The organism is Labrys sp. F242 (genome assembly GCF_057813875.1).
In genome coordinates, this window is record NZ_JBVASG010000002.1 from 181552 (window position 1) to 205133 (window position 23582).

General features: G+C 64.7%; 19 protein-coding genes. 11 read left to right on the forward strand and 8 right to left on the reverse strand.

The window, feature by feature from the left end; genetic code table 11:
- Positions 1–215: 215 nt before the first annotated feature.
- Together ACZYTC_RS16435 and ACZYTC_RS16440 are read right to left on the reverse strand one after the other, a co-directional pair.
- Entirely contained in the window at positions 216–1157 is a 942-nt protein-coding gene (locus tag ACZYTC_RS16435; protein ID WP_434959418.1) for an electron transfer flavoprotein subunit alpha/FixB family protein, read from the reverse strand.
- A 19-nt stretch (positions 1158–1176) separates the two neighbouring features.
- Positions 1177–1926, reverse strand: coding sequence for an electron transfer flavoprotein subunit beta/FixA family protein (locus ACZYTC_RS16440; RefSeq protein WP_488990089.1), 750 nt, complete (start codon positions 1924–1926; stop codon positions 1177–1179).
- Between the two features lie 591 nt (positions 1927–2517).
- Here ACZYTC_RS16440 and ACZYTC_RS16445 point away from each other — a divergent pair.
- Together ACZYTC_RS16445 and ACZYTC_RS16450 are read left to right on the forward strand one after the other, a co-directional pair.
- Positions 2518–3168, forward strand: a complete 651-nt coding sequence (locus ACZYTC_RS16445) for a hypothetical protein (protein ID WP_488990090.1) — start codon at positions 2518–2520, stop codon at positions 3166–3168.
- 162 nt (positions 3169–3330) lie between these two features.
- The gene (locus ACZYTC_RS16450; protein WP_488990091.1) at positions 3331–4551 is read left to right on the forward strand and encodes a nucleotide disphospho-sugar-binding domain-containing protein; all 1221 of its coding nucleotides are present in this window, start codon (positions 3331–3333) and stop codon (positions 4549–4551) included.
- A gap of 153 nt (positions 4552–4704) precedes the next feature.
- On the opposite strand, the gene ACZYTC_RS16455 is transcribed toward ACZYTC_RS16450, so the two are convergent.
- Positions 4705–5454: a rhomboid family intramembrane serine protease gene (locus ACZYTC_RS16455; RefSeq protein WP_434959414.1), complete on the reverse strand. Its 750-nt coding sequence runs from the start codon at positions 5452–5454 to the stop codon at positions 4705–4707.
- A gap of 208 nt (positions 5455–5662) precedes the next feature.
- On the opposite strand from ACZYTC_RS16455, the gene ACZYTC_RS16460 reads away from it, so the two are divergent.
- Positions 5663–6967 (forward strand): glutamate carboxypeptidase, encoded by a 1305-nt coding sequence (locus ACZYTC_RS16460; RefSeq protein WP_488990092.1) that lies wholly within the window; start codon positions 5663–5665, stop codon positions 6965–6967.
- Positions 6968–7013: 46 nt separating this feature from the next.
- On the opposite strand, the gene ACZYTC_RS16465 is transcribed toward ACZYTC_RS16460, so the two are convergent.
- Positions 7014–8093: a polyamine ABC transporter substrate-binding protein gene (locus tag ACZYTC_RS16465; RefSeq protein WP_488990093.1), complete on the reverse strand. Its 1080-nt coding sequence runs from the start codon at positions 8091–8093 to the stop codon at positions 7014–7016.
- Positions 8094–8517: 424 nt separating this feature from the next.
- Positions 8518–9198 (reverse strand): TetR/AcrR family transcriptional regulator, encoded by a 681-nt coding sequence (locus ACZYTC_RS16470; RefSeq protein WP_488990094.1) that lies wholly within the window; start codon positions 9196–9198, stop codon positions 8518–8520.
- Between the two features lie 377 nt (positions 9199–9575).
- Between ACZYTC_RS16470 and ACZYTC_RS16475 the strand changes: the two genes are divergently transcribed.
- A complete protein-coding gene (locus ACZYTC_RS16475) occupies positions 9576–11000 on the forward strand; it encodes an aminotransferase (protein ID WP_434959410.1) in 1425 nt (474 codons plus the stop codon).
- 230 nt (positions 11001–11230) lie between these two features.
- Here the strand turns inward: ACZYTC_RS16475 and leuB are convergent, their stop codons facing one another.
- Both leuB and ACZYTC_RS16485 read right to left on the reverse strand, forming a co-directional pair.
- Positions 11231–12331 carry a 3-isopropylmalate dehydrogenase gene (leuB, locus tag ACZYTC_RS16480; protein WP_434959409.1) on the reverse strand — a complete coding sequence of 367 codons (1101 nt, stop codon included), beginning with the start codon at positions 12329–12331 and terminating at the stop codon, positions 11231–11233.
- Between the two features lie 126 nt (positions 12332–12457).
- Positions 12458–13513, reverse strand: coding sequence for a suppressor of fused domain protein (locus ACZYTC_RS16485; protein WP_488990095.1), 1056 nt, complete (start codon positions 13511–13513; stop codon positions 12458–12460).
- Positions 13514–13784: 271 nt separating this feature from the next.
- Between ACZYTC_RS16485 and ACZYTC_RS16490 the strand changes: the two genes are divergently transcribed.
- Complete coding sequence (locus ACZYTC_RS16490; RefSeq protein ID WP_488990096.1) at positions 13785–15959, forward strand: primosomal protein N'; 2175 nt, start codon at positions 13785–13787, stop codon at positions 15957–15959.
- Positions 15960–15995: 36 nt separating this feature from the next.
- Here the strand turns inward: ACZYTC_RS16490 and ACZYTC_RS16495 are convergent, their stop codons facing one another.
- Positions 15996–16889, reverse strand: a complete 894-nt coding sequence (locus ACZYTC_RS16495) for an SDR family oxidoreductase (RefSeq protein ID WP_488990097.1) — start codon at positions 16887–16889, stop codon at positions 15996–15998.
- A 92-nt stretch (positions 16890–16981) separates the two neighbouring features.
- On the opposite strand from ACZYTC_RS16495, the gene ACZYTC_RS16500 reads away from it, so the two are divergent.
- The 6 genes from ACZYTC_RS16500 to ACZYTC_RS16525 all read left to right on the forward strand — a co-directional run bounded on the left by ACZYTC_RS16500 (position 16982) and on the right by ACZYTC_RS16525 (position 23419).
- On the forward strand, positions 16982–17824 hold the full coding sequence (locus ACZYTC_RS16500; protein ID WP_488990098.1) for a helix-turn-helix transcriptional regulator: 843 nt from the start codon (positions 16982–16984) through the stop codon (positions 17822–17824).
- Between the two features lie 283 nt (positions 17825–18107).
- Entirely contained in the window at positions 18108–18959 is an 852-nt protein-coding gene (locus ACZYTC_RS16505) for a DUF1963 domain-containing protein (protein ID WP_488990099.1), read from the forward strand.
- Between the two features lie 86 nt (positions 18960–19045).
- On the forward strand, positions 19046–20581 hold the full coding sequence (amaB, locus tag ACZYTC_RS16510) for an L-piperidine-6-carboxylate dehydrogenase (protein WP_434959402.1): 1536 nt from the start codon (positions 19046–19048) through the stop codon (positions 20579–20581).
- 20 nt (positions 20582–20601) lie between these two features.
- Positions 20602–21363 carry a transglycosylase SLT domain-containing protein gene (locus ACZYTC_RS16515; protein ID WP_488990100.1) on the forward strand — a complete coding sequence of 254 codons (762 nt, stop codon included), beginning with the start codon at positions 20602–20604 and terminating at the stop codon, positions 21361–21363.
- Between the two features lie 177 nt (positions 21364–21540).
- The gene (locus tag ACZYTC_RS16520) at positions 21541–22284 is read left to right on the forward strand and encodes a glycosyltransferase family 2 protein (protein WP_441773399.1); all 744 of its coding nucleotides are present in this window, start codon (positions 21541–21543) and stop codon (positions 22282–22284) included.
- Between the two features lie 151 nt (positions 22285–22435).
- Positions 22436–23419 carry a TAXI family TRAP transporter solute-binding subunit gene (locus tag ACZYTC_RS16525; protein ID WP_434959399.1) on the forward strand — a complete coding sequence of 328 codons (984 nt, stop codon included), beginning with the start codon at positions 22436–22438 and terminating at the stop codon, positions 23417–23419.
- The last annotated feature ends 163 nt before the right edge of the window (positions 23420–23582 follow it).

The following is a 23582-nucleotide window of genomic DNA, read 5'->3' on the forward strand; positions in this document are numbered from 1 at the left end:
CTTCCCAGGACGGCACAGGAAGCGCAATTCGCCATGGGCCGGCAGGGAACGCAAGGGCGAAGGGAACAACGGAGGAAAACCTTTCAACTCCACTGCGGGCGCTGCAATCGAACAGCGCGTGGGCCTGGCTGGTCTTCCAAAGATAATGTGCCGGCCCGCGAGGACCGGCACATCGAAATCATCCGATGAGGACGGGCGGATGCCGCCCGCTCTCCTTACTTGCCGAGCTTGGCGAGTTCGTCCTTGAGTTCCGGCAGGGCCGTGTAGAGATCCGCCACCAGGCCATAATCGGCAACCTGGAAGATCGGGGCCTCTTCGTCCTTGTTGATGGCGACGATGACCTTGGAGTCCTTCATGCCGGCCAGATGCTGGATGGCGCCGGAGATGCCGACGGCGATGTAGAGGTCGGGAGCGACCACCTTGCCGGTCTGGCCGACTTGCCAGTCGTTGGGGGCATAACCCGCATCGACCGCGGCGCGCGAGGCACCCATGGCGGCGCCGAGCTTGTCGGCCACCGGCTCGATATAGGTGGCGAAGTTCTCGCGGTTGGCCATGGCCCGGCCGCCCGAGATGATGATCTTGGCCGAGGCCAGTTCCGGACGGTCGGATTTGGCCAGTTCCTCGCCCTTGAAGGTCGAGAGGCCGGGATCGGCTGCGGCCGCCGCCGGCTCCACCGCCGCCGAACCGCCCTCGCCCGTCGCGGCGAAGGAGGCGGTGCGCACGGTGATCACCTTCTTGGCGTCGGCCGAGGTCACGGTCTGGATGGCGTTGCCGGCATAGATCGGCCGCTCGAAGGTATCGGGCGAGACGACCTTGACGATGTCGGAGATCTGCATGACGTCGAGCAAAGCGGCAACGCGCGGCAGCACGTTCTTCCAGGCCGCAGTCGAGGGCGCGACGATGGCGTCATAGCCGCCGGCCAGACTGACGATCAGGGCGGCCGTCGGCTCGGCCAGGCGATGCTCATAGGCGGCATCGGCCACCAGGACCTTTTCGACCCCGGCGAGCTTGGCAGCAGCCTCGGCGGCAGCCTGGGCGTTGGCGCCAGCCACCAGCACATGCACCGGGCCGCCGAGCTCGATGGCCGCGGTGAGGGCGCGGTTGGTAACGTCCTTGAGGCCAGTGGCGTCGATTTCTGCGATGAGAAGAGTGGTCATGATATCAATCCTTCTCGGCTCAGATGACGCCGGCTTCGTTCTTGAGCTTGTCGACCAGCTCGGCCACCGAGGCGACCTTCTTGCCGGCCTGGCGTGCCGGCGGCTCCACCGTCTTCACCACGGTCAGGCGCGGCGCGATGTCGACGCCGAGCGCTTCGGGGCTGGTCTCGTCGATCGGCTTCTTCTTCGCCTTCATGATGTTGGGCAGCGAAGCATAGCGCGGCTCGTTGAGGCGCAGATCCGTGGTGATGATCGCCGGCAGGTTGAGCGAGACGGTCTGCAGGCCGCCATCGACCTCGCGCGTGACGTCGACCTTGTCGCTGCCGACATCGAGTTTGGAGGCGAAGGTGCCCTGCGGCCAGCCCAGCAGCGCCGCCAGCATCTGGCCGGTGGCGTTCATGTCGTCGTCGATCGCCTGCTTGCCGAGGATGACCAGGCCCGGTGCCTCATTGCCGATCACCGCCTTGAGCAGCTTGGCCACGGCGAGTGGTTCGACGGTGGCGTCGGTCTTGACCAGGATGCCGCGGTCGGCGCCCATGGCAAGACCCGAGCGCAGCGTCTCGGCCGCCTGGGCCGGACCGATCGAAACAACCACGACCTCGGTCGCCTTGCCGGCTTCCTTCAGACGCAGCGCTTCCTCGACGCCGATCTCGTCGAAGGGGTTCATCGACATCTTCACATTGTTGAGATCGACACCCGTGCCATCGGCCTTGACGCGGATCTTCACATTGTAATCGACGACCCGCTTCACGGGCACGAGCACTTTCATGGAGCTTCTCCAGACGGGGAACCGGAACGATGAGCGATATGAAACGACCGCATAATGGCCTTGCCCCTCCCGCGCTGTCGGCGAACCGACACGTCACGTCGCGGCAAGACCGCCGCCGCTGAACTTGATGACGCAAGTCAGCTAAAGGGCGCGGCTTTTTGTGTCAACGCGACATTTGTGTGAAGCGACCGCGCGAGCGCCAGTCACGGGCTTTCTCGGCGGCGAGTGGGTCGCATCACCGACCGCGATAGGCGAGACAAGTCGAACACGGGTATCCCGCCCAACCCGATCGGCTTCTCCCAATGAAGTAATACCGTACCATTATATGTTTTTATTGTCGAACAACCTATCTCTCGCATTCCTCATACCCAATTGAAAACAACAACAAGCTGTTGATAAGCAAACATCCTGCAAAACACGGCTTGCGCGAAGCATAGTCGATCGCTGTTTTCGGACTCAGGTTTGCTCGCTACTCCCTAACCTACGCAATGACTGGCGCGGTGTCTCTTCACCGCGGCTTTGGCGGCAAAGGCATGGAGCACGAACAAGAAGACGATCTCCAGCCCCGCTCCCAAGGAAAGCACGTTCCCAATGTTTGATACAGGTTTGAAAGTCGTCGGCGCCCTTTTCGTTGCAACCAGTCTCGCCAGTTGCTCAACCGCCGGCATGTTTCCCAAGCCCGGCGAGGCCTATGTCAAGGACGTGACGGTGACGACCATTGCCTCTGCGCGCAATCCAGTGCCGGCAAGCTTCGCCCCACGGCTGACCGAAGCTGTGCGCCAGGACGTGCGGCGCCTGCCGCAAACCGGCGCGGCCAAGCACCTGTCGATCACCCTGACCGATTATCATTTGAAGAATCCCGCCCTGTCCCTGCTGGTCGGTGATGCCAATTACGTCAAGGGCACACTGACGGTCACGGATCTGGCAGGCGGGCCCGCCAAGACGGCGCCGTTCACGGTCGGCAATCAAGGACAGGTCAATGGCGTGGTCGGCGCCATCGTAGCCGCCAACCAGGATCCGGGCCTGATCGAAGGCGTTCTGGTCGTGCAGTCGAGCCGCAAGGCGCTGGAAAATTTCTATGGTTCCAAGCTCTTGAAGACCTATGCGGAAAACCCGCCGGCGGCCACGCCTGCTGCCACCGCTGCGCCGGCTCCAGCCAGCCCCGTCAAGGTCAAGGCCTCAAAGCCTCCTGCCGCCAAGACCAAACCCGTTGCACCGGCGGCCGCACAGCCCGGCGCCTAAACAAAACGGCGCCCTGGGGCGCCGCGATATCGCATGGAGATCCGGAGGAGGCAGTCTGCCTTCCTCCGTTTCTTATATGTAGCGCACAAGGGCCTTGCGGCAAGCCCCCGTTCCGGCGCTATCAACCCAACCCTCGACCGCAATCAAGGGAAAGGGTGCCGGATGCGTGTATTGTTGACGAGCTTTGGATCGCGCGGCGATGTCGAACCGGTGGCGGCGCTGGGGGCGCGGCTCGGCGATCTCGGCGTCGAGGTGCAGGCCTGCGTGCCGCCGGATGAGGAGTTCGAGGCAGTCCTGGCTCGCGCCGGTGTAAGGCTGGTGCCGGCCTTCCGGGCATTGCGGCCCTGGCTGGCCGAAGTGCGCGAGGGACCGGTCGACTTGCCCCGGGTGGCGGCAGAGGTCCTGGAGGGGCAATATCGGGTGATGGCCGCGGCGGCCGAGGGTTGCGATGCCGTTGTAGGCTGCGGTCTGTTTCCCTCCACCGCCGCGGCACAGGCGGTGGCCGAAGAACGGGGCCTTGCCTATGTCCATGTCAGCTATTGCCCGCTCTTCATCCCCTCCCCGCATCATCCGCCCTATGCGTATCCCGGCCACCCCCACCCGCCGGGGGTCACCGACAACCGGGCCTTGTGGGACCACAATATCGGCGTCATGAACGCCCTGTTCGGTGGTGCCGTGAATGGCCTACGTACCCGGATCGGCCTGCCGACGCTCACCAATGTGCGCGACCACGTCTTTACCGACAGCCCCTGGCTGGCTTCGGACCCGATCCTGAGCCCCTGGCCGCCGGCCGCAAGCACGGTGGTACAGACCGGCGCCTGGATCCTGCCGGACGAGCGCCCGCTGCCGGCCGATCTCGAGGCCTTCCTGGCTGCCGGTCCCCCGCCGGTCTATGCAGGCTTTGGCAGCATGTCGATGCCGACGGCCCAGGCGGCCGGCCCCGTGGCGATCGCGGCGATCCGCGCCCAGGGCCGCCGCGTCCTGCTTGCTCGCGGCTGGGCCGAACTCGCTCTGGCGGAGGCAGATGACGATTGCTTCCTGGTCGGCGACGTCAACCAGCAGGCCCTGTTCCCCAAGGTCGCGGCGGTGGTGCATCATGGTGGTGCCGGCACCACCACGGCGGCGGCGCGGGCGGGCGTGCCGCAGGTGATCGTGCCACAGGTGGTGGACCAGCCGTTCTGGGCCGGACGGGTGGCGGCGCTCGGCATCGGTGCGTCCCATGACGGCCCGGCCCCGAGCCTCGACTCGCTCTTGGCCGCGCTCGCTATTGCACTGGCGCCGAAAACCAGCGCCAGGGCCACCGCCTTCTCAGCCACGATTCGCCGCGATGGAGCGGCAGTGGCCGCAAGACTGCTCCTCGACATGAAGCGTTCAGCGACCTGAATGAATCACTTTGAATCGCAAAGATGCGTCGAAACAAGGAGTTAGAGCAAAGCGGCGGAGGGATGCAGGAAAGTCGTCGAACCGCGCCCGTTCAAGCCTGCCCGCAAGCTTGATCATTCCAGGCGCATTTGCAGGCTCGTCTTGCGGACCTGCTCAATCAAACGTGTCGCGCCAGTCGTTCTGCGCCTGGGGCGGCGCGTTATCGAACAAGGGCGCGTCCGCGCGCTTGAGCGGCAGCACCAGAATGGCGCCGGCGACCAACCCACCAAGATGGGCGAACCAAGCGACATCGTCGGTCGAGGTAATGAAATAGGCATAGAGGGCGAAATAGGCCTGGTAGAGGATCCAAGCCCCGATCGCCCAATAGGCCGGCAGCTTCAGCGGAATGCGGAAGAACAGGAGCACCCAGATCTTCACCTTGGGATGGAGCAGCACATAGGCGGCCACCACCCCCGATATCGCCCCGGAGGCTCCGATCAGAGGGCTGGTGGAGTCCTGCGCGGTGAGGGCGTAGGCGAAGGAGGCCAGCACGCCGCAGGCGAGATAGAAGAACAAATAGCGCCAGCGCCCGAGATCGTCCTCGACATTGTCGCCGAACACCCACAGGAACAGCATGTTACCGGTCAGATGCATCCATGACCCGTGCACGAAGGACGAGGTGATCGGCGTCAGCCATTCCGGCACCCTTATATATTCGGGCGGGAGCTGCATCTTCTGGAACAGCACCACCGGAATCATGCCGTAGGAATAGGTAAAGCCGGCCGTATCCGCCACGAAGGTGCCGGGCACATAGCCGGACTGAAAGAACACGAACACCAGCACGTTGGTGGCGATCAGGCCCCAATTCACATAGGCTCGGGTGATGCGCCGGTGCGGGTTGTCATCGTAAAGCGGTATGATCATCTCGCGCCCCGTATCGCATGCCGATGCAAGTCGCGTGACGGCAACACCAATGTAAGGCGAGAAGCAGCGGGAATAAAGGTCGGACAGCGGGCAGAACCGTTGGCACAGGCTATTTACCGTCATCCCGCATACTATTTTGATAATGCGCGGCATTTATGCATCATCCGCCCAGGTCATTGGAGGGTGATCGCAGTCCGAGAGGAACCAGATGCTTCGTTGCTCGCGATCTCGCGCCGCTGCCCTTGCCGTCGTCATGGCCGCGCTGCCGGCCCTGGCCATCACCGCCGAGACCCTCCCCGCCTCGGCCGCCCCACAGGAGGCCGTGCTCAAACAGGCCAAAGCGCAGCGCCAGTCCTTGATCGATACCATGAAGGCACTGGTCTCGATCGAATCGGGCAGCAAGGACCCCGATGGCCTGGCTGAGATCGCGACCCTGATCGCGGATCGCCTCAAGACCCTGGGCGGCGAGGTCCAGCAGATCGAGCCGAAGGACGTCTACCGCATGCAGGATACGCCCGAGAAGCTCGGCAAGATCGTACTTGCCCGCTTCACCGGCACCGGTACCAAGAAGATCGCCCTGATCGCCCATATGGATACGGTCTATCTGAAGGGCATGCTGGCCCAGCAGCCCTTCCGCATCGACAGCGACAAGGCCTATGGCCTCGGCATCGCCGACGACAAGCATGGCGTCGCCCTCGCCCTCACCACCGTGGCACTGCTGAAGGCGCTCGATTTCAAGGACTACGGCACGCTCACCGTGATGATCAACGGCGACGAGGAAATCTCCTCGCCCGCCTCGCGCGCACTTCTCACCGAGATCGGCGCCGAGCAGGATGCCGTGTTCTCCCTGGAAGGCGGAGGCACCGGCACGGACAAGGTCACCCTCGCCACCGCCGGCATCGGCGCAGTCGCCCTCAAGGTGGAGGGTAAGGCCTCCCATGCCGGTGCCGCGCCCGAGCGCGGCATCAACGCACTCTACGAACTGGCGCACCAGATCCTGCAGATGCGCGGTCTCTCCGATGCCAAGCTCGGCCTCAAGCTGAACTGGACGGTTGCCAAGGCCGGCACCAATCGCAACGTCATCCCGGCCGAGGCGACCGCCCAGGCCGATGTGCGCATGCTGCGCACGGCCGATTTCGACCGCATCGAGAAGACGGTGAAGGAGCGCATCACCAAGAAACTCCTGCCCGATGCCAAGATCGAGGCCGTGTTCGAGCGCCGCCGCCCGCCCCTGCAGCCCACCGATGCCGGCCGCGCCCTGGCGGCGCGGGCCGGCGCCATCTATGGCGAGATCGGCCAGAAACTGACCATGATCGACAAGGCTTCCGGTGGCGGCACGGACGCCGCCTTCGCGGCGTTGAAGGCCAAGGGACCGGTGATCGAGGGCCTGGGCCTGCGCGGTTTCGGCGCCCATTCCAACGATGCCGAATATGTCGAACTCGATTCGGTAGTGCCGCGCCTCTATCTGCTGGCGCGGCTGATCATGGACGTCTCGGCCGGCCAGGCGAAATAGGCCTGCATCGAGAGGAGACAGGAGGCGCGGCGAACTTTCGCCGCCCCTACTCGTTGGTCTTGATGTTGGTCCAGGTCCGCGTCCACAGCTTCTGAATCTTGGCGTCCGGCGCCGTGGTGGTAAACAGACGCGCCATGGTGGCCTCATCCGGGAAGATGGCGGGATCCTTCAGGATCTCGGGCTTGATGAACTTCTGTGCAGCGAGGTTGCCGGTGGCGTAGGAGATGAACTCCGTGTTCCTGGCAGCGACCTCCGGGCGCATCACATAGTCGATGAAGGCGTGGGCTTCCTCGACATGCTGGGCATCCTTGGGGATGGCCCAGCCGTCGACCCAGATCAGGGCGCCTTCCTTCGGGACGACATAACGGATATCGACCAGAGGGCTATCGGGAGACTTGGCATGGGCCTCGATGGCTCGGTTGCGCGCCTGAATGACGTCTCCGGCCCAGCCGACCACCAGGCAAAGATCGCCGGAGGAGAGTGCGCTCAGATAGCCCGAGGAGCTGAAGGTACGCACATGAGGCCTGATCGCCTTGAGCAGTTCCCCCGCCTTGGCGATATCCTTCGGGTTCTTGGAATCGGGATCGAGCCCGAGATATTTCAGGGCGGGCGGGATCAGTTCGTCCGGGGTATCGAGAATGCTGACGCCGCAATCGGCGAATTTGGCTAGGTTTTCCGGCTTGAACACGATACTCCAGCTGTCGATCGGCGCCTCGCCCAGGCGCTTCCTGGCCATGTCGACATTGTAGCCGATGCCGGTGGTACCCCACATGTAGTTCACGGCGTATTGGTTGCCGGGATCGTAGAAGGCCAGGCGCTGGAACACCTTGTCCCAGCCATGCTTGAGATTGGGGATCCTGGCCTTGTCCAGCGGCTGGAACACGCCGGCGGCAATCTCCCTCTTCAGATTGGGGCCGGTGGGGTCGACGACGTCATAGCCCGAATGGCCGGCATAGAGCTTGGTCTCCAGCACCTCGTTGGAATCCATGGTGTCATAGACGACTTTGATGCCGGTCTCCTTGGTGAAGCCTTCCAGGGTAGAGGGGTCGATATAATCGGCCCAGCTATAGACGTTGACCACCTTCTCGTCCGCCGACGCGACCCCCGCGACCAGGAAAGCGGCCATGGCCGCACCGGCCAGAGCCAGCAACTGGGACGGTTGAAAGCGGCTTCGACGAGAATGTGATCTCCAAATCGGTGTCGGGCGAGACGGCATGGGTATCTCCTCTGGACGTGCGTCATCATTGCCGCCGACGCCAGACGCCGACGGATGGGGATTGCGACCCTGCACGAAAGGCCGCTCTTGCGGTGGTGGGGCCTGGGCGATCCCGCGGCGCCTCGCTTCTGTCAGAAAAGCGCGGCTGCTCGCACCGAGAAAGGCCCGCTCGGCGTCACTCAGGATCCGGACAAGCGGGAACCAGCGCTCTTCGGCGCATCCGCCCCGGCTGTCCGGGTAAAAAATTGCATCGCGGTTGTCGCGCTACGAGCAGGCCCGCCCGAAAGCGTCTTCGTATCCGTGCTCGCGGTGGCGCTTCCTCCTTCTTGCTCGCTCAGGACGGCTGGGCTTCCGGCATGGGTCGGCCCAGGGATGAACGCACGGCCGGGATAGGTCCCGATGACGTGAAATGGTCAGGCAGTACGATGGCAAGATGCGATGCCGCGACCTCGCGCGCCTCCTCCCGCGACAGGTTCTTGGGTGCGATCATCAGATGCAGCCACAGGCCTTCGAGCATGCACACGATTGCCCGCGCCAGCTTGTGCGCATCGATGCCCGGCGGCACCAGTTCGGCACAGAGATCGGCAACGACACCGAGATTCTCCAAGTCGGTCTCGTTGCACATGCTGCGATAGGTCGGACGGGCCTTCGCCTCGCCGCGAAAGGCGCACCAGGCCGCCAGCTTGCGCGGCGTGCAGATCCTGCGGTCGAAATCGGCCAGGACCATCGCCCAGAGTCGTTCAGCGGTCGACGGCCCGGCCTGGGCAAGGGCGGCGCGCCAATGATCGCGATATTCGTCGGACAGGAAACGCAGCGTCTCCAGCAGCAATTGTTCCTTGGTCTCGAAGTGAAAGTTCACGATCCCGCGGGACATGCCGACCGCCTCGGCGACGACGCCGATCGTAGTGCCTTCATAGCCGTAGCGGGCCAGGCAGTCGATCGTCGCGTCGATCAACTCGCTCCGGCGTTCAGCCCGGTTGATCCGTGTACGGCCCGTGCTCGTGGAAGTGCTCATCCTGATGCGACCACCCTATAGCATTTTACAGAAAAGCTGATCGGCTTTTCGATTAAGAAAATGCGTCAAAACAAATAGCTAGCGAGAAATTGCGATTCATGAAAATCGCAAATTTCCTCAAGCCTCGCCGCGCGATCCCAGCCGGCGTCTTTCGAGCATGTTTGGCGAGAACGGTGGGATTGTCAATGCGATTTTTTGCTATACGTTCGTTCAGTATAATGATTATAACCGAACGAACGTATAGCAATTATCTGATCGGATATCCGTGACAGGAATGCTGACGGACCTGCGTTTTGGTGGTGCCGACGAGGGAATTTCCGTCCCTCCCCGGCACGACCAAAGGACATGTCCCGGCTGGTGAAGACGAGGTGACGACGATGGCGACTATTGGCTCGACGGCAGTGGCGATGGCGGCAGCGGAGGAGGACCTGACCGAGCGCGCCAGGCGCCATCTCATCCAGCCCTGGCCCGTAGCGGAAACCGTGGGCGACGAGGCTCGCCCGCTGATCGGCGAGGGCGACGGCATCTACATCACCGATGCCGCCGGCAAGCGCCTGATCGATGGGCCCGCCGGCATGTGGTGCACCAATATCGGCCATCGCCGGCGCGAACTCGCCGACGTTATGCACGAACAGGCGATGGCGCTGTCCTACAGTTCACCCTGGTACACCACGAGTTCGCCCTCTGTGGCGTTGGCCGAGCGGATCGCCGCCCACGCACCCGGCGATCTCAACCATGTCTTCTTCACCACCGGCGGGTCCTCGGCCGTGGAGACGGCGCTGCGCTTCATGCAGTTCTACAACAATGTGCGCGGGCGCCCGGACAAGAAGCTCATCCTCAGCCGCGGCAGCGCCTATCACGGCTCGACCTATCTTTCCGCCTCGCTCAATGCCCGCCCGCGCGACAATGACTGGATGGACAGCGCCGGCGACCTCGTCGTCAAGCTCTCGGCGCCGAACCCGTTCCGCCGCCCCGACGGCAAGACGGTGGCCGAATTCGCCGATGTCCTGGTCGACGAGTTCCGCGACACCGTCGCCCGGATCGGGGCCGAGCGGATCGGGGCCTTCGTCGCCGAGCCGATCCAGGCCTCGGGCGGCGTCATCGTGCCACCGGAAGGCTATCTCCCACGCATCCGCGAGATCTGCCGGGCCAACGACATCCTCTACATCTGCGACGAGGTAGTTACGGCTTTCGGCCGCCTCGGGCATGTCTTTGCTTCACGAGAGGTGTTCGAGCTCGATCCCGACATGATCACTTTCGCCAAGGGCGTCACCTCGGGCTATTTCCCGCTGGGTGGCGTGGTGATCTCGGACCGGTTGCTCGAGGACCTCCGGCGCTCCAACCATCCCGAGGCGATGTTCGCCCATGGCCTGACCAATACCAGCCATCCCATCGGCTGCGCTGTCGCCCTGAAGAATCTCGATATCCTGGAAGGCGGCGTCCTCGACCATGTGCGCGAGGTCGCGCCCTATTTCCAGGCCCGGCTCAGGAGCCTCATGGACCTGCCCTTGGTCGGCGAGGTGCGCGGCGTCGGCATGATGGCCTGTATCGAATGCGTCGCTGGGCCTGCCGGCGAGCTCGACGAGACCATCGGCAAGCGCATCGACGGCCACTGCCAGGAGCTCGGCCTGCTGGTGCGGCCGATTGTCAATATGTGCGTGATGTCTCCGCCGCTCACCATCACGCGCACCCAGATCGACGACATGGCGGCCATCCTGCGCGAGGGCATTTCGCGCACGATGGACGATCTCGAACGCGAAGGCCTGTGGCGGCGACCGACGAACTCGCAAGCCTTTTCATAATAGGGCGCGGATATCCTTCCCCGGTTTCGGGGAAGGTGCCGCGAAGCGGCGGAAGGGGAGCGTGGCGCCAGCGGGCTAACAGACCTAAGGCTGAGCCATCCGCCCCCACCCGGCCCGCCGGGCCACCCTCCCCGAAACCGGAAAGGGATTACCGCGCCTCGTTGACTTGATCGAGACGGATGAGACGTCCGCTGGCACAGATGGGGCAGCTATTTTTCGCCCAGGCGGCCTTACCCCATCGCCTTGATCACGGCCGCGCCCATCTCGCTGGTGGAGACGGCGTTTTGGCCGGCACTGGCGATGTCCTTGGTGCGCAGGCCCTCGCTCAGCACCGCCGAGATGGCGGCGTCGAGGCGATCGGCCGCTTCGCTGAGCCCGAAGGAATAGCGCAGCGCCATGCCGAAGGAGGCAAGCGTGGCGATCGGATTGGCCAGGCCCTTGCCGGCGATGTCGGGCGCTGAGCCGTGTACCGGCTCATACATCGCCTTGCGCTTGCCAGTCTTGGCATCCTCGGCGCCGAGCGCGGCCGAGGGCAGCATGCCGAGCGAGCCGGTCAGCATGGCCGCGACGTCGGAGAGCATGTCACCGAACAGGTTGTCACAGACGATCACGTCGAACTGCTTGGGCGTGCGCACCAACTGCATGCCGCAATTGTCGGCTAGGATGTGCTCGAGCTTCACGTCGGCATATTCGGCCTTATGGACCTCGGTGACGACCTGCTTCCACAACACGCCCGACTTCATGACATTGTGCTTTTCAGACGAATGCACCTTGTTGCCGCGCACCTTGGCGAGGTCGAAGGCGACGCGGGCGATGCGCTCGATTTCATGGGTGGTGTAGACCTGGGTGTCGACGGCGCGCTTTTCGCCGTTCTCCAGCGTGACGATCTCCTTGGGCTCGCCGAAATAGACGCCGCCGGTAAGCTCGCGCACGATCATGATGTCGAGGCCCTCGACCAGCTCGCGCTTGAGCGAGGAGGCCTCGGCCAGCGCCGGATAGCACACGGCGGGCCGCAGATTGGCGAAGAGGCCGAGATCCTTGCGCAGGCGCAGCAGGCCGGCTTCCGGGCGCGCCTCATAGGGAACATCGGCCCATTTCGGGCCGCCGACCGCGCCGAACATAACCGCATCGGCCTGATCGGCGAGCTTCATGGCGTCCTCGGAGATCGCCTTGCCATGGGCGTCATAGGCAGCGCCGCCGACCAGATCCTCTTCCGTCTCGAAGGAGGCGAGACCGGTCTTGTTGAGGAAGGCGATCAGGTGTTTGACCTCCGCCATCACCTCGACACCGATGCCGTCGCCAGGAAGAAGGAGGAGCTTTTGCGTCGCCATGACCTGTCACCTTTGATTGGAATGCCGGCTGATTAGACGAGCAAGGGGGAAGGTGCAAGAAAAGCGCTACAAGAAAAGCATGGCGAGCGAAGGCTGCCCGGGATCGTAGGCAGCCTCGCCAACCCTTCAGCCTGCTGCGCCGATGCGGTAGACGACTTTGCCCTCCGCATTCCGAATTTCCGTCGCCTCGACCTGAAGGCTGAGCCCGGGAAGGGATGGCACTGCGTAGTTGCCGGCGACGGGGCGCAGGGTCGCCAAAAGTTCGCGGTAGCCTCGATCGTCGAGGGTGGCATGCGTATGGATACCGTGGTTGCGGACGGCATTCGCATCGCCTTTTCCCCAGACCACGACACACTCCGGATGATAGAGCGACAGCTCCCGACCGAACGGCCAGCGATAGGGCAGCACCGCCAGCAGGGAGCGCATCGTGGTGGCGCTGAAGATCAGCGTGGTGGTCGAACCGTCCCTTTCGGCCTCGACACGATCGCCATAGATGACTTCGGTGGGTGAACCATCCTGCCGGGCTCGATCCTCGACAGCGCCCAGCACAACGGGATCGGCGAGGATACTGGTCCTGGCAATATCCGTCACTCGTTTGGTCGAGCGGCGGGCCAGCAGGGATTCGATCATGTCGACGCCGACATTCCAGACGGCATCCATCTCGTCGCTGGTGATGCCGACGGCCTGGACGAAACGCACCTTGCCGTTTGGGGTGTCGAGATCGGGCAAGTCAGGATCGGCAATGAAGATCAGGCTGAAAATCTGCGTCTCGATTTCCTGCACGATCGGGGCGAGGCGCTGGCGGTAATGTCCCGGTTCGAACACATTGCCGGTGTTGAAGACATAGCGGCCCAGCCCCTGCAACATCTCGAACGGCCATTTCGGTGGTTCCGTCTCCTCACCGCGCCTGAGGCGAAAGGTGAGTTCGAAACCAAAACCACTCTCGTCCGGATCGCTGGATTCCTTGCCGAACAGTTCGGTCAAGCCATAGGTGACATAGTGCCAATGCGGCGTGTCGCCGGCGCCCTGGTAGACAGAAACACCGTTGAGGACGCTGGAGCCCCCCAAGCCTGGCGGCGGCACCGCGGCGACATGGACTTCCTTCTGCCCGGGATAGAGACGCTCACAAGCTGCATCGATGGCATGCCAGCCTGGAGCCTCATCCTTGTCGATCTGAGCCATTTCCGCACTCCCACGGGTTTCCTTGCAGCCGCATCGATCCCCATAAGCGGCACCTCTTGCTTCTCGATTAGCCTCCCCGCCCTCAAACGAACCATAGCGATGAGAGATCAGGCCAGCCAAGCTTTTCATGCCGCCACGTCACCCTGCGAGCGTCGGCATGTTCTGAAGGGCAGGTCCTTGACAGACTCACCCCCCTCCTCGACCTGTCAGGGTATGATCGAGGCCGAACCAATGACAGCGGGCGCATCGCCATGGCACCGCAGGCGTGCTCATGGCTAACCCGGGCGAAGTCGTCGAGGTGCTGCTGCCGGTGGCGCTGGAGCGCACCTACAGCTACCGCGTGCCCTTCGGCAACACGCTGATGCCGGGCGATATCGTGCGCGTCACACTCGGGCCGCGCGAGGTGGTCGGCGTGGTCTGGGACGGCGACGGCGTGCTGCCTGCCTCCTCTAACCGGCTGAAATATGTCGAGGAACGCCTCGACATACCTCCGCTCGGCGCCGAAATGCGCCGCTTCATCGAATGGGTGGCGAACTGGACGCTGACGCCACGCGGCATGATCATGCGCATGGCGCTGCGCGCCCCCGAATTGCCGCCTGAAAAGCAGAGGCTCGGTTATCGCCTGGGCAAGCACGAGCCCGAGCGCCTCACGGCGGCGCGCCGGCGCGTGCTCGACCACCTGTCCGATGGTTTCGTGCATGAAAAGCGCGCGCTGATCGAGGCGACCGGCGTATCGCCGAGCGTGGTCGACGGCCTGGTCGATGCCGGTGCCGTCGAGCCTCTGGCTCTGCCGCCCGAGCCGGTGGCCGGCACCCCGGATCTGGCCTATGGCAGCGCCAGCCTGAACGAAGCGCAGGCGCTGGCCGCCGCCAGCCTCTGCCAGGCCGTGGCGGCGCGGCGCTTCTCGGCGATGCTGCTGGAAGGCGTCACCGGTTCGGGCAAGACCGAGGTCTATTTCGAGGCGGTGGCCGAAGCCGTCAAGCAGGGCGGCCAGGCGCTGATCATGCTGCCCGAGATCGCGCTGACCAACCAGTTCCTCGACCGCTTCGCCGAGCGCTTCGGCGTGCGCCCGGCCGAATGGCATTCAGGCGTATCGGCCAACAAGCGGGCCAAGCTCTGGCACGGCATCGCCAAGGGCGAGGTCGCGGTGGTGGCCGGCGCCCGCTCGGCCCTGTTCCTTCCCTTCGTCGATCTGAGAGTCATCATCGTCGACGAGGAGCATGACAGCGCCTACAAGCAGGAGGACGGGCCGCGCTACAATGCCCGCGACATGGCCGTGGTGCGGGCCCGGCTGATCGACGCGCCGGTGGTGCTGGCCTCGGCCACCCCCTCGATCGAATCGAGGGTGAATGCCGATCGCGGCCGCTACGGCCATATCACTTTGCCCCAGCGTTATGGCGGGCGGGCGCTGCCCGCGATCGCCACGGTCGACATGCGCGAGGGCGGCCCCGAGCGCGGCAAGTTCATCGCGCCCCGCCTAGTCTCGGCCGTGAAGGAAACCCTGGTGGCAGGGGAGCAGGCCCTGCTCTTCCTCAACCGGCGCGGCTATGCCCCGCTCACCCTCTGCCGCAAATGCGGGCATCGCTTCCAATGCCCGAACTGCACGGCCTGGCTGGTGGAGCACCGTTTCCGCAAGAGCCTGGTCTGCCACCATTGCGGCCACACCGCGCCCGTGCCGCGCCAGTGCCCGAGCTGTGAGGGCGAGGACACGCTCACCCCGTGCGGGCCGGGCGTGGAGCGCATCGCCGAGGAGGTCTCGGGTCTCTTCCCCGAGGCTCACACGGTGATCCTGTCCTCCGACATCCATGGCAGCGCCGAGCGCCTGCGCCAGGAACTCGACAGCGTGGCCAAGGGCGAGGCCAACCTCGTGATCGGCACGCAGCTCGTCGCCAAGGGGCACAATTTCCCTTTTCTGACGCTGGTCGGCGTTGTTGATGCCGATCTCGGCCTTGGCACCGGCGATCCGCGCGCGGCAGAGCGCACCTTCCAGCTCCTCGGCCAGGTCACCGGCCGGGCCGGGCGCGGCGAGCGCCCGGGGCGCGCTTTGCTGCAGAGCTACGACCCCAGCCATCCAGTGATGCAGGCGCTGGTCTCAGGCGACAAGGAGAGCTTCTATGCGCGCGAGATCGCAGTGCGCGCCAAGGCCGGCTTGCCACCCTATGGCCGCATGGCCGCGCTCACCATTTCCGATGAGGATCGCGGCAAGGCGGAGGGTTTTGCCCGCCAGCTCGTCAAATCGGCGCCCTTCGATGCCGCCCTGCGCGTGCTCGGCCCGGCCGAGGCGCCGATCGCGGTGATCCGCGGCCGCCACCGCATGCGCCTGATCCTGCAGGCCCCGCGCGACTTCGCCCTACAGGACTATATCCGCGCCTGGCTCGCTGCCGGACCGAAGGTGAGCGGACAACTGGCCGTGGACATCGACATCGACCCGATGAATTTCGCCTGAGCCCCCTCCCCCAACTTGGGAGAGGGGAATTGCCTCTCACACCGCGTAATCCATCGCCTCGAGATCGGCGATCAGGCCGGGGCCGGCGGGCTGCCATCCCAGCGTCCTGCGGGTCTGCTCACTGGAAGCCGGCATGTCGTGCCCGGCAAACAGGCCGAGCCAGCCAAAATGGGCTCCGGCCTCGCTGAGGGGAATCGACCTGGCCGGCACCTTCAGGCCCCGGCCGATCACCTCCGCGATTTCTCGCTGCGTCACACCTTCCTCCGCCACCGCATGGTATTTCGCACCGGGCTCGGCCTTCTCCAGCACGAGGCGGTAGAGGCGGGCGACATCGAGGATATGGGCCGCCGACCAGCGGTTCCGACCCTCCCCAATATAGGCCGACACGCCCTTTTCGCGGGCCACTGCGATTGCATAAGTGACGAGGCCCTGCCTGACAGTATCGTGGACCTGGGGAAGGCGCACGACCGAGACGTTCCCGCCCTCCGCGGCCACGGCCGCAGCGGCCTCCTCCGAGGCGGCGCGCGGGATTACTTTCGAACTGACTACGGCGCCGTCCTCCCGGGCCAACTCGCCAGGCACGGTACTGGCCATGGCGGTGCCCGAGGTCACGATCAGGGGCCTGTCAGAGCCGGCAAGTGCGGAGCCGAGCGCCGCGATCACGCGGCGATCATCCTCGCAATTGGCGGCGAAAGTCGAGAAATCATGGTTGAAGGCGAGGTGGATGACGCCATCCGAGTTGTTAGCGCCGACCCTGAGGCTGTCGAAGTCTTCTAGCGAGCCCCGATGGGCTTCGGCGCCCACCCCGGCCAGGGCAGCGGCCTTGTCTTCCGAACGGACCAGGCCGAGCACCTGATGGCCTGCCCCGATCAATTCCTTCACCACGGCCGAGCCGATGAATCCGGTTGCGCCGGTCACGAATACGCGCATGAGCAAGTCTCCTATCTGGGTAGAAGACAAGCATCGGTGCCTACGCTATCCTGGTAAAGTAGTGATCTTATCGTATTATAATGGCTAACAGGATGAGTGGGCAGCTCACGCAGGAAATCAGACTCGGCAGCTATCTGAGGGATCGCCGCGCCAAGCTCGACCCAGCCGCCTTCGGCTTTGGCCCGGCGCGCCGGCGCACGCCTGGCCTGCGCCGGGAGGAGGTCGCCCAGCGGGCCAATATCAGCCCGACCTGGTACACCTGGCTCGAACAAGGGCGCGGCGGGGCGCCCTCGGCCGACGTGCTCGACCGTATCGCCCGCGCCCTCCTGCTGACCGAGGTCGAGCGCGAGCGCCTCTTCCTACTCGGCCTCGGCCGCCCACCCGAAGTGCGCTACCGCAAGGGCGAGGACGTCACGCCACGGCTGCAGCGCGTACTCGACGCGTTGGAGCCGAGCCTGGCCCTGGTCAAGACGGCGACCTGGGACATCGTGGCCTGGAACCGGGCCGCCGCCGCGATCCTGACCGACTACGGCGCGCTGCCGCCCCATCAGCGCAATGTCCTGCGCTTCATGTTCCTCGATCCGCACGTGCGCGCCGCGCAATATGACTGGGAGAGCGTGGCTCGCTTCGTGGTTGCGACCTTCCGGGCCGACACGGCGCGCGCCGGTGCGGCGGCGGAAGTGGAGCCCCTCATCGAAGAACTCTGCCGGCTCAGCCCCGAATTCGAGGCGATGTGGCGCGACAACGACGTCCGCGCCCATGGCGACGGCGTCAAGCGCCTGCGCCACCCCGTGCTCGGCCCGATCACGCTGGAATATTCGGCCTTTACCGTCGACGGCCGGCCCGATCTGAGCATGCTGGTCTACAACCCGACGCCGGAAGATCGCGACAGGATCAGGGCCTTCCTCGACGGGCAGAACACAGCTTCGGCGTGAGACACGCAGGATGTGCGAGGGTGGCCGCGCGTAGCGAGGTCGGGTGGGGGAGAGTGGCGCCGTTCGGCACTATTTAGGCACTTCCCGTGCCATTCGCGCCCTTCCGTCGCTGCCCTGCAGCGACACCTTCCCCGAAACCGGGGAAGGATATCCCGCACTTTACTCATCACGGTTGGATTAATACGCGGGTATGTCAGCCTATTGGGAGGAAGAAGCGCCGAGGTTTCTCGCGACGGCTACAGACGGTATGACGTTTCCAAACCATCCCCTCCTGAGAGCTCCCATGCCCGATCCCGTCCCCTCTCCCCGCCAATTACTCGAGAATGTTGGCCTCGGCGCCCATGCCGAACGCATCCTGCCCCATGAGCTGCCCGCCATTGCGATCCTGCTGGGCACGGGGGCCGGAGACGCCGGCCAGAGCCGGATTGGCGGCTTGCCGGACCTGCCGGCCTCCTTGGCCTGGCCACGCACGGCCAAGGGCGAGGCCATGGAGTTCGCGCTCCAGATAGCCCTCGCCGAGCTCCCCGCCGCCGCCAGCGCATTGCCACGGACCGGCATGCTGTATGTCTTCATCGGCCTCGACGAACCGGCGACCAATGTCGAACACCGCATCCTGCTTCACACCGGCACGGAGCCCCTGCATCCGGCCGCACTGCCCACCGAGATTGCCTTCGCCAACGACATGTTGGCCGATGTCGAGCCGCGCCGCCTCGAATTTGTGGCCGTCCCCGACTTCCCGCGCTGGGCCACGCAGGATTTTTCAACAGTGACCCGCGACATGAGCGAGGACGAGCACGACACCTACAACGAGGATTTCATGTGGTCGCTCGAGCCGAAAACGGCGAGCCCCATCCTCGGCAAGCTGTTCGGCCACGCCGCCGGCATCGGCTCGGACCCGCGCGAGGACGCCTATGTGGTGCGGGAGGTCAATCCGAAGTGGCTCTACAACGCCCGGGAACGCGCCAAGCTCGATCTAGCGCCGGCGCGTAGCTGGCGTCATCTGCTCACCATCGATTCCTGCATGCCCCTCGGTCTCGGCGTCTGGGACGCCGGTTATCTGCAATTTCTCCAGCACGAGAACGACCTCGAAAAACTGGACTTTTCCAGGGTCTATGCCGCCGTGGAGAGCAGCTGAGAATCCGCTCGACGTGCAAGGGGTTCCCCACGACGGCCAAAAAAGGTATGAGCGTCGCCATATCGCGTTGAATTGAGCGAGTCATCATGACCAGTCCTGCCGCCGAAACCCGCCAGCTTCTCGAGGCTCTCGGGGTTCCGGCCAACCGCTTCACCGGCGGCTCCCGCACCGTTCGCACCCCCCTTACCGGCGAGACCATCGGCGCCGTTCAGGAAGACAGTCCGGCTGAAGCCAAGGCCGCCATCGGCAAGGCGCAGGCCGCTTTCGAAGCCTGGCGCAAGGTTCCCGGTCCGCAACGCGGCGAACTGGTTCGTTTGCTCGGTGAGGAGCTGCGCGCCGCCAAGACCGAGTTGGGGCGCCTGGTCTCACTGGAAGTCGGCAAGATCGCCTCCGAGGGCCTGGGCGAAGTACAGGAGATGATCGACATCTGCGACTTCGCTACCGGCCTGTCGCGCCAGCTCTACGGCCTCACCATCGCCACCGAACGCGGCGACCATCGCATGATGGAGCAGTGGCACCCGGCCGGCGTGGTCGGCGTGATCTCCGCCTTCAACTTCCCGGTCGCGGTGTGGAGCTGGAACGCGGCACTGGCCTTCGTCTGCGGCGACAGCGTGGTGTGGAAGCCCTCCGAGAAGACCCCGCTCACGGCGCTCGCCGTCGAAGCCATCTTCAACCGTGCCGCCAAGCGCTTCGGCGGCGTGCCGGACGGCCTGCTCACCCTCATCCTCGGTGCCCGCGAGGTCGGCGAGGTGTTGGTCGACGATCCGCGCGTCCCCGTCGTCTCGGCCACCGGCTCCACCGCGATGGGCCGCATCGTCGGCGAGCGCGTCGCCCGCCGCTTCGGCCGCTCGATCCTCGAACTCGGCGGCAACAATGCCTCCATCGTCACGCCCTCGGCCGATCTCGATCTGGCCTTGCGCGCCATTGCCTTCGCCGCCATGGGCACCGCCGGCCAGCGCTGTACCTCGCTGCGCCGCCTGATCGTGCATGACAGCGTCTATGACGCCCTCATCGGCAAATTGAAGAAGGTCTACGCCGGCATCAGCGTCGGCAATCCCCTCACCACCGAATCGCTGGTCGGCCCGCTGATCGACAAGGCCGCCTTCGACGGCATGCAGAAGTCGCTCGACGAGGCCCGCAAGGCCGGCGGCACCGTGCATGGCGGCGCCCGCGTCGCGGAAGCCGGCCCGCAGGAGGCCTATTACGCCCGTCCGGCCCTGGTCGAGATGCCGGAGCAGGTAGGCCCCGTCGTTAACGAAACCTTCGCCCCGATTCTCTATGTGCTGAAGTACTCGGCGTTCGACGACGCCCTGGCACTGCAGAACGGCGTGCCGCAGGGCCTGTCCTCCTCGATCTTCGCCACCGACATGCGCGAGGTCGAGCGCTTCGTCTCCGCCCAGGGTTCTGATTGCGGCATCGCCAATGTCAATATGGGCCCCTCGGGTGCCGAGATCGGCGGCGCTTTCGGCGGCGAGAAGGAAACCGGCGGCGGGCGCGAGAGTGGCTCGGACGCCTGGAAGGCCTATATGAGGCGCCAGACCAGCGCCATCAATTACGGCCGGACCCTGCCGCTGGCGCAGGGCGTGAAATTCGATGTCGACGACGGAGGGACGAGCCCTTGAGGATGGCGGAGACGAGACGCTTGAGAAACCTTAAATTCGCGCTGGCCGGCTGTGTGACAGCCGGTTTCCTCACCCTCCCCGGTCTGGCACAGGCGCAGACGCAGGCACACCAGGCCCCCTCGCAGGCCGTGGCGGTTGAAGCGCCCGGCCCGGTCCTCAAGGCCAAGGCCAAGCTCGAAAAGCGCGCCAAGCGTTCCGGCACTGCGGCTATCTCCGTTGCCAAGGCTCCCGAGACGATGAAGGCCGGCGAAACCACGCTCGCCGTCATCCCTCTGCCGCCCTCCCGCCCGCGCGACATCGCCGATACAGGCCAGGCAGCGCCCGCCGCACACGAGGCGGAGATCCAGACCGCCAGCATCCCCGCGGCGGCACCGGCAGCCATACAGAAGACTGCTGCCGAGCCTTTGAATCTCAAGCCCCTCGGCAATGTCGATTCCCTCATCACCAAGCATGCCGCCCGCTACAATGTGCCGGAAAGCCTATTGCGCCGCGTGGTCAAGCGTGAAAGCGGCTTCAATCCCGGCGCACGTAACGGCCCCTATCTCGGCCTGATGCAGATGCGGCTCGATACCGCCCGCGGCATGGGCTATCAGGGTGGCCCCACCGGGTTGTTCGACGCCGACACCAACCTCACCTATGGCGCCGCCTATCTTGCCAATGCCTGGCGTGTCTCCGGCGGCAGCCAGGACAGGGCTGTGCGGCTCTATTCCAGCGGCTATTACTACGAGGCCAAGCGCAGGGGCATGCTGCCGCATCTGATCAAGGGCAAGCCCAGCCGCTAGAGCATAATCCAGAAAAGTTGCACGACTTTTCGGCCAAGATCATGCGTTGAAACAAAAACTTGGAGAGCACGATCCGATCAGTTTGATCGGATCGTGCTCTCCAAGGAGGGAACAACCCTTCTCCGCGAAACGGAGAAGGGTTTTCAACCTTCAGTAGCGACCCGCGCCATATTCGACATGTCCCAGCCCGAACTCAGCATCATCGTTCCCACCAAGGACCGCCCCGACCTTCTGCGACGGGCGCTGGCTTCGGCGCAGACTCAATCCTTCCGGGATTTCGAGCTCGTCGTGGTGGATGACGGCGACGGCAGTGGCGCGCGGCTGGCCGAGGAACTCGGCCTCGATCGCTTCCAGGCCCTGCTCACCGGTGGCAGCGGCTGGGTTCCGGCCCGCAATCTCGGCGTCGCAGCAGCGCGCGGCCGGCGCATCGCCTTCCTGGACGATGGCGACTGGTGGGCCGAGCCGGACCACCTCGAGCGCATGCTCGCCAAGGCCGATAACCGAGGCCTCCTTTATGCATCCGGCTGCATCGTCACCGAGGGCGATCGTACCGATGCCGGCAGCGAACTCACCTTCGACGCCCATGCCGACAGCCAGGCGATCCGTCGCGACAACCGCCTGCTGGTTTCCGGCGTGATCTATCCGCGCAGCCTGCACCAGAATCTCGGCCCCTTCGACGAGAAATTGCCCTATTATTGGGACTGGGACTGGTATTTGCGCCTGTTCGCGGCCGGCGTACCGTTCTCCGGTCCCCTGAGCGGGGCCGTGCGCATCTCGGCCCGGGAGGACAGTGTCTCCGCCGCAGCCAAGCTCGCCACGCGCCAAGTCAATCTCGCTCGCTTCTCGGCCAAGCACGGACTCGGCCAACTGGTGCTGCGCAACCACGAGTCGATTGCCCGGGAGGGCGGCCGGCCTTCGTGAGGAAGCTCCGGCTGGAACTCTACTCTCGCCCTCATGAAAAGTCTCCCGATTGCCGTAGCGTTTCGGCAAGGCGTCTCGGCATGCTTGCGGATCGACGATTGCTCCCTATGATCTGATGCAACCATAACGAACATCATCCAGGGAGATCCACATGTCCGCCATGCTCCTCAACCGTCGTCACCTGCTTTCCGCCGGCGCCGGACTTGCCTTCGCCACCATCGCGGGGCCTGCAATGGCGCAAAAGCGCATTCGCATGGTAATCGCCACCGGCGGCACCGGCGGCGTGTTCTATCCCTATGGCGGGGGCCTGGCCAAGATCCTGTCGGAGAAGGTCCCGAACCTGCAGGCGACCGCGCAGGTCACCGGCGGTTCGGTCGACAATGCCAAGCTGCTGCATGCTGGCGAGGCGGAACTCGGCTTTTCCACCCTCGATTCCACCTATGACGCAGTCGAGGGCCTCGGCGCCTATGAGCAGGACGGCAAGCAGGACATACGCGTGCTCGCCGTGCTCTATGATTCCTTTCTACACGTGGTGGCCGGCAAGGATGCCGGCATCACCAGCATCGCCGATCTCAAGGGTAAGCGCGTCTCCATCGGCTCGGCAGGCTCCTCTACTGAATCGATCGCCGACCGCGTCCTCCTCGCCGCCGGGCTCGATCCCAAGACGGACGTGACGCGCGACAATCTCGGCGTCGCCGAATCGGTCGGCGCACTCAAGGATGGCAAGGTCTCCGCTTTCTTCTGGATCGGGGGCGTGCCGACCTCGGCGGTGCGCGACCTTGCCACCACCGGCCAGCCGCCGATCAGCTTCATCCCTGCCGATGCCGAACTCGCTGCGGTGGAGAAGAAATATCCAGGCCTCTATCGGCCCTTCCTACTCAAGAAGGACGCCTATGCCGGCCTGAGCGGCGACGTGCCGGGCCTCGGCATCGCCAATGTCCTGATCGTCTCGGCCAAGGCCGAGGACAGCCTGATCACCACCATGCTGGACGGCATCTTCAACAATCTCGACGACGTGCACAAAGTCCACCCGGAAGCGCGCAAGCTCTCCCTTGCCACGGCAGCGACCAAGACGGCGGTACCCTTTCATCCGGCGGCGGAAGCTTATTACAAGGCCAAGGGCGTCTTGAAGTGAGGGGTTGGCTTTGAAGCAGCAGACGCGACCTTTGTCATTGCTGGGCTTGACCCGGCAATCCAGCCTTTCTTTCAACGTGAGGCCGGCGGAAGAGCTGGATGCCCGGGTCAAGCTCGGGCATGACAAAGATTGGAGCCTTTAATCACCCTCTATCTTCCATCGA